Annotated in this window: 6 protein-coding genes; 1 reads left to right on the forward strand and 5 read right to left on the reverse strand. The window is 66.5% G+C overall.

The window, feature by feature from the left end; translation table 11 throughout:
• Positions 1 to 111: 111 nt before the first annotated feature.
• From ACTZWT_RS20490 to cysG, 5 genes are all read right to left on the reverse strand, one after another.
• A complete protein-coding gene (locus ACTZWT_RS20490) occupies positions 112 to 1047 on the reverse strand; it encodes a glutaminase (RefSeq protein WP_444771515.1) in 936 nt (311 codons plus the stop codon).
• 311 nt (positions 1048 to 1358) lie between these two features.
• Entirely contained in the window at positions 1359 to 1868 is a 510-nt protein-coding gene (locus ACTZWT_RS20495; protein ID WP_444771516.1) for a DUF934 domain-containing protein, read from the reverse strand.
• On the reverse strand, positions 1855 to 3510 hold the full coding sequence (locus tag ACTZWT_RS20500; RefSeq protein WP_444771517.1) for a nitrite/sulfite reductase: 1656 nt from the start codon (positions 3508 to 3510) through the stop codon (positions 1855 to 1857). The genes ACTZWT_RS20495 and ACTZWT_RS20500 overlap by 14 nt, the downstream gene beginning before the upstream one ends.
• 12 nt (positions 3511 to 3522) lie before the next feature.
• Complete coding sequence (locus ACTZWT_RS20505; RefSeq protein ID WP_444771518.1) at positions 3523 to 3837, reverse strand: DUF2849 domain-containing protein; 315 nt, start codon at positions 3835 to 3837, stop codon at positions 3523 to 3525.
• Entirely contained in the window at positions 3834 to 5270 is a 1437-nt protein-coding gene (gene cysG, locus ACTZWT_RS20510; protein WP_444771519.1) for a siroheme synthase CysG, read from the reverse strand. The genes ACTZWT_RS20505 and cysG overlap by 4 nt, the downstream gene beginning before the upstream one ends.
• A 350-nt stretch (positions 5271 to 5620) precedes the next feature.
• Here cysG and cysP point away from each other — a divergent pair, with 350 nt between their 5' ends.
• On the forward strand, positions 5621 to 6631 hold the full coding sequence (gene cysP, locus ACTZWT_RS20515) for a thiosulfate ABC transporter substrate-binding protein CysP (RefSeq protein ID WP_444771520.1): 1011 nt from the start codon (positions 5621 to 5623) through the stop codon (positions 6629 to 6631).
• The last annotated feature ends 145 nt before the right edge of the window (positions 6632 to 6776 follow it).

Consider the following 6776-nt stretch of genomic DNA (forward strand, 5'->3'; position numbering starts at 1 on the left):
CCCAGTGACGCCGCGGGGCGGGATTTTCCAGAACTGACGAAGGGCCGGCGTGCAAGCGTTTCGGCCCTTTGCTTTGACCTGCTGTCGCTGCCTGGTTTGACGCGCCGCCGCTCAGACGCCGAAGATCGACCAGCCGAGCCGCTTGGTCAGCTCTTCCAGCGCGATCCGGCCGAGATGGGAATTGCCGGAGACGTCCAGCCCCGGCGACCACACCGCGATCGAGGCCTTGCCGGGCGCGACCGCCAGCACCCCTCCCCCGACCCCGCTTTTACCCGGCAGTCCGACCCGGTAGGCGAATTCGCCGGAGCCGTCATAATGGCCGCAGGTCAGCATCAGCGCGTTGATACGACGCGCCCGCTGCGCCGACACCACGTTGTGACCGGTCGCGGGATTGCGGCCGTTATGGGCGAGGAAACGCCCCGCCATCGCGAGATGGCGGCAGCTCATCGAGATGGCGCAATGGTGGAAATACACGCCGAGCGTGTATTCGACCGGATTGTCGAGCACGCCGAAGGATTTCATGTAGTTCGCCAGCGCGGCGTTGCGAAACCCGGTGCGCTGTTCGGATGCGGCGACGGCCTCGTCGATCACGATCGAGGAATCATCGGCGAGGAACCGCATGAAGCGCAGGATCTCGCCGAGCGCCTCGCGCGGCTGATGCCCGGACAGGATCAGATCGGTGATCGCGATCGCGCCGGCATTGATGAAGGGATTGCGCGGGATGCCGCGCTCGCGCTCGAGCTGGACGATCGAGTTGAAGGCCGAGCCGGACGGCTCGCGCCCGACCCGCCGCCACACCCGGTCGCCGGCAAAGCCCAGCGCCAGCGTCAGCGTGAACACTTTGGAGATGCTCTGGATCGAGAACGGCACGTCGGCGTCGCCGCCGGCCGCGACATGGCCGTCGGCATCGATCACGACCAGGCCGAAGCCCTTCGGATCGACCCGCGCCAGTTCGGGAATGTAGCTCGCGACCTCGCCGCGGTCGGCGCGCTGCGCCATCTCGTCGGCGATCTCGGCGACGACTTGGTCGAGATGATCAGGGTTCATGGCGGCGGAAAGAAAGGCAAGCTCAGTCGCAATGCAAGGCTAAAGAGCATGCAAGCTGCCGCCGTTGATGCGTAGGAACATGCGTCGCCGCTCTGTCGGCCTGCTCCTTCTCCCCGCGCGCGGGGAGAAGGCTGGGATGAGGGGGCGTCACCGCAGAGACGAGCGCCAGTGGTCGATCATCACAGTCGAAAAGCACCTCGAACGCTCAGACTCACAGAGGCGCCCCCTCACCCGGCCCGGCGTCGCTCCGCTCCTCCGGGCCGACCTCTCCCCGCACGCGGGGAGAGGTGACGCCGCACGCGCGATTCCGTCTAGCCAGCCGGCGCTTTGTGCCGCTTGCGGCGGAGCTGCAGCGCGCTCAGGTGGCCGTCGCCGGTCGGCTGATAGAATTCGGTGTAGCGGTGCGTCGCTTCGCCGAACGCCTGCGCATCGGCTTCCTTGGTGACCGCGAAGGCGTCGAAGCCGTTGCGCAGCAGGAAGGTGAACTGATCGCGCAGCACCTGCCCGGTGGCGCGCAGTTCGCCGCCGAAACCGTAGATCTCGCGCAACCGCCGCGCCTGGCTGTGCGCGCGGCCGTCCTTGAAGGTGGGAAACACCAGCGCGATCAGCGACAGACGATCGAGCCACGGCTTCAGCTCCGCGACGTCGCGATTGTTCGGCCAGATCACCCCCAGCGGCGCGTTGCGTGTCGCCAGCGCCTCGGCGTCGGCAAGGAAACGCGCCGCCGAAATCAGCACCGCGCCACCGGCGGGCAATTCGGCATCGTCGGCGACACTGACGAAGGCGTCGGCGACGATCGCGCCGTTCTTAACGAGTGGCATAGACGCGCTCCTTGAAAGGCTGCACGCCGAGCCGCTTGACGGTGTCGACAAACAGTTCCTCGGGCCGTTCGCGCAGCGCCAGATAGGCCTCGACGACATCCTCGACCACGTCGGCGACTTCCGCATACGGCACCGCGGGCCCGATCAGATCGCCGACGCGCGCGTCCTCGTCGGCGCGGCCGCCGATGGTGATCTGATAGAACTCCTGATCGTTCTTCTCGACGCCGAGAATGCCGATATGGCCGACATGGTGGTGACCGCAGGCATTGATGCAGCCCGAGATATTGACGTGCAGCCGGCCGATCAGATTGGCGGTCTCGTGATTGGCGAAGCGCCGCGTCAGCTCCTGTGCGATCGGGATCGAGCGGGCGTTCGCCAGCGAGCAATAATCCAGCCCCGGGCAGGCGATGATGTCGCTGACCAGATTGACGTTCGGCGTGGCGACGCCGATCGCGTCGAGCGCGGCCCACAGCGCCGGCAGATCGCGCCCGGCGACATGCGGCAGCGCCAGGTTCTGCTCGTGACCGACGCGGATTTCGCCGAACGAGTATTTGTCGGCGAGATCGGCGATCGCATCCATCTGATCGGCGGTGGCGTCGCCGGGCGGGCCGCCGACCGGCTTCAGCGACAGCGTGACGATGGCGTAGCCCGGCTCGCGATGCGGCGCGACCGAGTTCCTGCGCCACGCCTCGAAGCGGGCGTCGCCCGCCGCGGCGCGTAGTTCATCCGGCATCGCCGGCAGTGTCTCGTAGGCCGGGTAGACGAAGCGCGAGCGGATGTCCTCGATCATCGCGTCGTCGAGCGTCAGCGGACCTTCGGCGATCTCTTGCCAGGCCTGCTCGACCTCGGCGGCGAACTTCTCGATGCCGAGTTCGTGCACCAGGATCTTGATGCGGGCCTTGTAGATGTTGTCGCGGCGGCCGTACTGATTGTAGACTCGCAGGATCGCCTCGACATAGCTGAGGAAATCGCGGCCGGGGACGAACGGCTTGATGGTCTTGCCGATGAACGGCGAGCGCCCGAGCCCGCCGCCGACCAGCACCTCGAAACCGGTCTGGCCCTGCTCGTTCCTGATCAGCTTCAGGCCGATATCGTGGACCTTGATCGCCGCGCGGTCATGATCCGACGCGGTGATGGCGAATTTGAACTTGCGCGGCAGGAACGAGAATTCCGGATGCAGCGCGGTGTGCTGGCGCAGGATTTCGGCCCAGACGCGGGGATCCTCGACCTCGCCCGGTGCGACACCGGCCCATTGATCGGCAGTGACGTTGCGCGTGCAGTTGCCGGAGGTCTGCATCGCGTGGATGCCGACCTCGGCGAGATCGGCGAGCGCGTCGGGCAGATCCTTCAGCGCGATCCAGTTGAACTGGATGTTCTGCCGGGTGGTGAAATGGCCGTAGTCGCGATCGTATTTGCGGGCGACGTGCGCGAGCTTGCGCAGCTGAGCCGACGACAGCGTGCCGTAAGGGATCGCGACGCGGAACATATAGGCGTGGAGCTGCAGATAGACGCCGTTCATCAGCCGCAGCGGCTTGAACTCGTCCTCGGTCAGTTCGCCGCTGAGCCGGCGCTGCACCTGATCGCGAAATTCCGCGACCCGTTCGTCGACCAGCGTCTGGTCAATTTCGTCGTAGGCATACATGAAACAAAAGCCTCAAGCGTGGGCGGGCAGCGCGATGGTGACGCCGCTGCTGCGGATCTGCTCGCGCAGATTTCCAGGGATGATGTCGCCGCTGTCGTCGATCCTGACCGGCGCGATGTAGGCGCCGACCGCGCCGACATCGTCGGCGACGGCGTCGGCCAGCAGCGCGCGCGCAGGCTCCGCCTCGCGCACGATCGCGGCATCGGCGAGTTCGGTCGACCAGCCACGATCGGCGGTGCGATAGATCACCACGCCGTCGATGGTGCGGTTCGCGGTCACCACCGACGGGCCGGTGATCTTGATCTTCTGTTGCAGCGGAGAGGTCATTCGGCGGCCACCTGATAGGTCGACACGAGTTGCTGGAGTTGTTGCTGGCGCCACGGCGCCGAATGCGCGACGACGTCGCCGATCACCAGGATCGCCGGTCCGCCCTCGACCTGAGCGACCAGCGCCGGCAGTTCATCGAGCGTGCCGACCGCAGCGCTGGCGTCTGGCCGCGTCACCCGCGCGAACACGCCGACCGGCGTCTGCAGCGAACGGCCGGCTTGCAGCAGGCCTTCGCGTACCGTCGGCGCCGCGGTCATGCCCATATAGACCACCACCGTCATCTTCTCGTCGGTCAGCGCCGACCAGTCGACCGTCTCGGCATCGCTGGCCTTGTGCGCGGTGAGGAAAGTGATGCGCAGCGCTTCGTGACGATAGGTCAGCGGCACCTCGAACTGCGCCGCGGCGCCGAAGCCGGCGCTGATGCCGGGCACAACCGAATACGAGATGCCGGCGTCGCGCAGCGCCTCGACTTCCTCGCCGCCGCGGCCGAACACGAACGGATCGCCGCCCTTCAGCCGCACCGCGCGCTGGCCGGCCTGCGCGGCTTCGATCAGCAGCGTATTGATCGCGTCCTGGCCGATCCCCGGCTTGCCGATGCGGCGGCCGACCGGCACCCGCGCGGCATCGCGGCGGATCCGGTCCAGAATTTCGAGCGAGACCAGTTCGTCATAGAACACCACGTCGGCGTCCTGCAGCGCGCGCAGCGCCTTGATGGTCAACAGGTCAGGATCTCCGGGCCCGGCGCCGACCAGCGTGACGTGCCCTTCGGTATGAGCCGACACAGAACCACGCGCATAGGCCGAGGGATCGACGATCGCCTTCAGCTGATCTTCGGCCTCGGCGCCGCGGCCTTCGAGCACGGCGCTGCCGATCGGGCCGTCGACGACGCGTTCCCAGAACCGGCGGCGCAGCGGGAATTCCGCAATCCGCGCCTTCATCGGCGAACGCCAGCGGCCGATCAGCGCGGCGAGATCGCCGATCCGCGCCGGCAGCAGCTTCTCGATCATCTCGCGGACGCGCCGCGCGACCACAGGCGACGAGCCGCCGGTGCCGATCGCGACCACGACGTCGCCGCGATCGACGATCGCCGGGAAGATGAAGGTGGAGTGCGCCAGTTCGTCCATCACATTGACCGGGACACCGAGCGCGCGGGCTTTCGCTGCCAGCGGGGCGGCGAGATCGCCGGCGCCGGCGCACATCAGCGCGATCGCGCCCGACAGATCGGCGTCGGCGGGTTTCCCCGTCGCCAGCGTCACACGCGCGCGGTCGGCCTCGCCGATGCCGGCAAGGTCGCCATCGCCATCGGTCGCATACCAGCGGATCGTCGCGCCGGCCGACAGCAACAGCCGCAGCTTGGCACGCGCCATCTCGCCGGCGCCAACCAGCACCACCGGCCCTGCCGCGAGATCGAGAAAGACCGGAAGAAACCGCATGAGCGCTCCGTTGCCCCTTTCGGGTTCACAAGAATTATTTTCTAGCTGGAATGCTTACAAGCCGCGCGGAAAGAAAACCAATCCTTTGCACCGCGACGCACCTCTCTGGAATTTCCATCCCTCCAGACAGCTTGCCGGAGACGACCATTCTCCGAGGATCGGCTGAGGCTGCCGCGACGATCCCGCGAGTCGCGCGCAATCCGGGCGCGGCCGCTTCACACGGGCTGTTAGCTCGACTATCTGACGACAATCGACGCCTGACCGCCGAGGCGACGACGACCGGGTTCGCTGCGCGATCTCGTTGCGTTGAGACGACGTCCGATACCGTAGGCCAGCAATAAGGAGTTCTCGTGAACCGTTTCGCTCTTGCTCTCGTCGCCGGCCTCGGCGCACTCGTGACCGCGATGCCCGCGCAGGCGCAGACGGCGCCGGCGACGCTGCTCAACGTGTCCTACGACATCGCGCGGGAACTCTATGCCGAGATCAATGCGGCGTTCATTCCGCATTGGAAGGCCAAGACCGGCCAGGACATCAGCATCAACCAGTCGCATGGCGGCTCGTCGCGGCAGGCGCGCTCGATCCTCGAAGGGCTCGAGGCCGACGTGGTGACCTTCAATCAGGTCACCGACGTTCAGGTGCTGCACGACAAGGGCAAGCTGATCCCCGCCGATTGGGCAAAGCGGCTGCCCAATAATTCATCGCCCTACTATTCGCTGCCGGCGTTCCTGGTGCGGGCCGGCAATCCCAAGGGCATCAAGGACTGGGACGATCTAGTGAAGCCGGACGTCAAGGTGATCTTCCCGAACCCCAAGACCTCGGGCAATGCGCGCTACACCTATCTCGCCGCCTACGCTTTCGCGAAGCATAAATACGGCAACGAGGCGGAGGCCGACGCTTTTATTAAAAAGCTGTTCGCCAATGTGCCGGTGTTCGACACCGGCGGCCGCGCCGCGACCACCACCTTTGTCGAGCGCCAGACCGGCGACGTGCTGATCACCTTCGAGGCCGAGACCAGCGCGATCCGCGATCTCGCCGGCGCCGACAAGTATCAAGTCGTGGTGCCGCCGACCAGTGTGCTGGCCGAATTCCCCGTCAGCGTGGTCGACAAATACGTCGACAAGCACGGCAGCCGCGCGCTGGCGACCGCCTATCTCGAATATCTGTATTCACCCGAGGGGCAGACCATCCTCGCCAAGGCCTATAACCGCGTGCACGACAAGGCCGTGATCGAGAAGTTCAAGGACAAGTTCCCCGAGGTGAAGCTGTATCGCGTCGAGGACGAATTCGGCGGCTGGGACAAGCTCAACGCCGAACACCTCGCCTCCGGCGCGAAGCTCGATCAGCTGTTCGGAGGACGATAATTCACAGGCACAGCGCAACCTCTCCCCGCGCGCGGGGAGAGGTCGACCGGCGGAGCGCAGCGAAGCCGGTCGGGTGAGGGGCGTCTCGACGCAGCCGAGCCTCTCGGCCTCGCGGAGACGGGGGGGGGGGCCCCCCCCCCCCCCC

Source organism: Rhodopseudomonas sp. NSM, from assembly GCF_052445935.1.
In the GTDB taxonomy this organism is placed as follows: Bacteria; Pseudomonadota; Alphaproteobacteria; order Rhizobiales; family Xanthobacteraceae; genus Rhodopseudomonas.